Genomic DNA, 3,790 nt, shown 5'->3' with positions numbered 1-3,790 from the left:
CCCTGGCCCCTCCCCCCGCCACTGCGCCCACACCCGCACCGATGCCCGCGCCGATCATGGACGGGGCGGACGGCGCCAAGCCGGACAACGGCGTCGAGCCCACCGGCCACGGCACCTCCGCCGCGCACGCCGAAGCGACCGCGGGCAGCACCGAGCCGGATTCCGGCGGCACCGCAGAAGCCCACGGGACCGCGGGAACCAGCACCGGCCGGGCCATGAGCACTCGAAAGAGCGCGGCCGCGGGCAGCAGCGCGGCGCAGGACGGACCGCGGGACGCGGCGGTCCCGGCAGCAGCACCGACCTCCCGCGGCACCGGACGCGACGGGCGGCCAGCCGTCCCGCGCCCGGGGCCGACGCGGGCGGGCCGGCCGAGGAGGCCCCGCCGCGACGACGGCGACGACGTCCCGGCAGGCCGGTAGTGGCGCCGACCGGCCTGCCGGACGGCCGGGCCAGCCCGACCCTGGCCCGGCTGCCGGCGCGCAGCACCAACACCGGCACCAGCACCGGCAACGGCGCCGGTGCGCACGACCAGGGCTCCCCAGAACGACCAGACCAGCACTGGACGACCCGATTGGAGGCAGGGGCAGGCCGGGCGGGCCCACCGCACGGCGCCCCGCAATCCCGATGAATACCACTGAGAGCGACCTTGACTGGCTGCTGGAGAATCTCCTGGCGCGTACCCCCGGGACCCACCACGCCCTGGTGCTCTCCCGGGACGGACTCAAGCTGTGCCGGTCGGCGGGCCTGAGCATCGACCAGGCCGACCAGCTCTCCGCGATCGCCTCCGGCATCCAGAGCCTGGCGCACGGGGCGTCCATCGAGTTCGGGGACGGCACCGGAGGCGTCCGGCAGTCGATGACCGAGTTCCACGGCGGACTGCTGTTCATCGTCGACGCCGGCCAGGGCGCCCACCTGGCCGTGGTCGCGACCGACGACGCCGACGCCGGCATCATCGGCCACAACATGAGTGAGCTGGTCGAACAGATCGGCGAGTACCTCAGCGCCGCACCGCGCGACCCCGTCCAGTCCGCGCGACAGCCGTGATCCGTCGGCTCGTCGACAGTGAGGACCCGGACCGGCTCTACACGCTCACCGGCGGTCGCAGCCGGGTCGGCCACAACGCTTTCGACCTTGTCACCCTCGTCACCAGCCGGGCGGACCCCGTCCCCGGCATGCAGTCCGAGCATGTCCGGATCCTGCGGGTGTGCCGCGCCCCGACCGCTGTGGTGGAGCTCTCGGCGGACCTCAAGCTCCCCGTGAGCATCGTGAAGATCCTTCTCTCCGATCTGCTGGAGCGGGGCCTGATCTTCGCGAGCCACCCGACCAGCCCGACCGACCCCTTGCAACTTCCCGATCCCGCGTTCCTGAAGCAGGTGCTCGTTGGACTCCAGAAGCTCTGAGCCTGTCGCCCGGCCACCGCTGCAGACCACGGCCAAGGACGGCGTCAAGATCGTGATCGTCGGCGGATTCGGCGTGGGCAAGACCACCATGGTCCGCTCCGTCAGTGAGATCCGCCCGCTGAGCACCGAGGAGGTCATGACCGAGGCCGGCGTCGGCATCGACGACACCGGCGCCGTGGAGGAGAAGAACACCACCACCGTCGCGTTCGACTTCGGACGGATCAGCCTCGATGCGCAGATGGTGCTCTATCTGTTCGGCGCCCCGGGGCAGGAACGCTTCTGGTTCCTGTGGGACCGGCTGTTCGCCGGCACCCTCGGCGCGGTGGTCCTGGTCGACACCAGACGGGTGTCCGACTCGTGGTACGCGATCGACCGGCTGGAACACCACCGGATGCCGTTCATCGTGGCCCGGAACAACTTCGGTGAGCCCGAGCACTCGCTGGACGACCTGCGCGAGGCGCTCTCCCTCTCCCCCGACGTGCCCATCATCGACTGCGACGCGCGGCACCGCTCGTCCAGCAAGGACGTGCTGATCACCCTGGTGCGGCACCTCTACGACCAGGCCTCCGCCCGCAAGGAGGCGTCATGAGCACGATGCTCGACCCGGGTGGCCGGGCCCGGCCGGAGACCGGCGGGCCCGCCGCCACCCAGACCCTCGCGGACGTGCCCCAGGCGCGGCGCTGCCCCGTCCGGGCGCCGCGCACCACCCAGCGCGACGGGCAGCAGGGCCTGCAGCGCGACCTGCGGCCGGACCAGCCCCGTCACGACCAGCCCCGTCACGACCAGCCCCGTCACGACCAGCCGCGTCACGACCAGCCGCGTCAGGACCGGCCCCGCGGTGACCGGGCCCGTCACGATCAGTCGCGGCAGGATCAGTCGCGCGAGCAGCACCGCGACCTGCCCCGGGACGGCCGGCGGGACGGCAACCGCGACCAGCGGCGCGCGCCCAGCCCGATCGTGCAGGTGTCGCTGGACGGCAACCGGCCGGCCTGGCTGGTCCTGGGCTACCGGGAGCTGCACTTCGTGCTGAGCAGCCCGGAGATCTTCACCTGCGACCCGCGGCACCGGGCCCGCCGCGGGCCCGTCTCACCCGACTGGGCACCGCTGCCCGGGGCCGGGCGGCGCCCGTCCCTGCTGCACACCGACGGCGACGAGCACCGGCGCCGGTACCGGGCGATCAACGACGTCCTCAGCGACGTGGACGTCTTCCTGCTCCGAGCGCGCGCTGAGGCGGTCACGGACAGTGTGATCGACGAGTTCGCCGGAACCGGCTCGGCCGACCTGATCTCCGCCTTCGCGCATCAGGTGCCCGCGCTCGCGCTGGCGTCACTGTGCGGGCCGGACGATCTCGGTGCCGACGAGATCGCCGATGATCTGGTGGCCCTGGTCGACAACCGCTCGGACGCCGTCCGCGGCCACCGCCGGCTCCTGGACCGGCTGCGCGGCCTGCTCGCCGACCGGCTCGACGAGCCCTCCGACGACATCATCTCCACCCTGGTCGACCACCCCGAGGAACTGACCGACGACGAGATCGTCGAGGATCTGGCGGTCGTCCTCGGCCTCGGGATGCGCACGGTGACGGCCTGGATCGGCACCTCGCTGCGCCTGCTGCTGACCGACGGATCGTTCGCCCTGGAGCTGTCCGGCGGCCGGCGCAGCGTCATGCAGGCGCTCACCCAGGTCCTCTGGGAGGACACCCCGGTACAGGTCGCCGCGGGCCGCTGGGCCGCCCGCGACATCCAGCTCGGCGGGCAGCACATCCAGGCCGGCGACATGATCGCTCTCGGCCTGGCCGCGGCGAACTCCGACCCGCGGGTCACCGGAGCCGGCACCAACAGCGCCCACCTGTCCTTCGGGCACGGCGCCCACCGCTGCCCCTACCCCGCGCAGGAGATCGCCGAGGTCATCACCCGGACCGCGATCGAAGTTCTCCTCGACCGACTGCCCAACATCCGGCTCGCCGTCCCGGCCGAGGCGCTGGTCTGGCGGCGCACCGCCTGGAACAGGGCCCTGACGGCCCTGCCAGTGCGGTTCAGCCCCGTTTGACGACCGCGACCGGCCGCGCCGCTGCGGCACCACGCTGAACCCAGGCCGGAGACTGCCCATGACCCATCCCCATCCCCGCCAGCTCGGCGCGTGCGCGAGCGGCATGCCCCGTGCACTCGGCGCCGCGCGCCAGTACGGCGCACTACGCCAGTACGGCGCGATCTGCCCGCAGCCGGCGACCCGCCGCGGCGGCGGCACGGCGGTGCCCGACGTGCCGACCACTCCCACCCCGACCCGTGCACCAGCGCCGCCCCGGACGCCTCCGCCGGGAAACTCCGCGGGTCGGACCGTGGAGCCCGCGGAGTTTCCCGGCGGAGGCGTCCGGGGCGGCGCTGGTGCACGGG

The 3,790-nt window shown here is 73.4% G+C and carries 4 protein-coding genes and 2 pseudogenes; all 6 read left to right on the top strand.

Annotated elements, in window-relative coordinates; all coding sequences use genetic code 11:
- Positions 1-419 (top strand): annotated as a pseudogene (locus AB1460_RS36210) (ATPase); the annotation flags it as partial.
- 205 nt (positions 420-624) lie between these two features.
- Positions 625-1,044 (top strand): roadblock/LC7 domain-containing protein, encoded by a 420-nt coding sequence (locus AB1460_RS36205; protein WP_368967001.1) that lies wholly within the window; start codon positions 625-627, stop codon positions 1,042-1,044.
- Entirely contained in the window at positions 1,041-1,400 is a 360-nt protein-coding gene (locus AB1460_RS36200) for a DUF742 domain-containing protein (protein WP_018639446.1), read from the top strand. The genes AB1460_RS36205 and AB1460_RS36200 overlap by 4 nt, the downstream gene beginning before the upstream one ends.
- Positions 1,381-1,989 carry a GTP-binding protein gene (locus AB1460_RS36195; protein ID WP_018639445.1) on the top strand — a complete coding sequence of 203 codons (609 nt, stop codon included), beginning with the start codon at positions 1,381-1,383 and terminating at the stop codon, positions 1,987-1,989. Before AB1460_RS36200 ends, AB1460_RS36195 begins: the two co-directional genes overlap by 20 nt.
- Positions 1,986-3,446, top strand: coding sequence for a cytochrome P450 (locus AB1460_RS36190; protein ID WP_368966999.1), 1,461 nt, complete (start codon positions 1,986-1,988; stop codon positions 3,444-3,446). Before AB1460_RS36195 ends, AB1460_RS36190 begins: the two co-directional genes overlap by 4 nt.
- Before the next feature lie 58 nt (positions 3,447-3,504).
- Positions 3,505-3,790: pseudogene (locus tag AB1460_RS36185) on the top strand (cytochrome P450); the annotation flags it as partial.

Origin of the sequence: Parafrankia sp. FMc2 (genome assembly GCF_041008525.1) — a bacterium.
GTDB lineage: Bacteria > Actinomycetota > Actinomycetes > Frankiales > Frankiaceae > Parafrankia.
This window is presented reverse-complemented; position numbering and strand designations above follow the sequence as displayed.

What these genes read in the sequence shown, in the direction of transcription:
- AB1460_RS36205 (WP_368967001.1), top strand. Translation starts at nt 625, where the DNA reads ATGAATACCACTGAGAGCGACCTTGACTGGCTGCTGGAGAATCTCCTG.
- AB1460_RS36190 (WP_368966999.1), top strand. Translation starts at nt 1,986, where the DNA reads ATGAGCACGATGCTCGACCCGGGTGGCCGGGCCCGGCCGGAGACCGGC.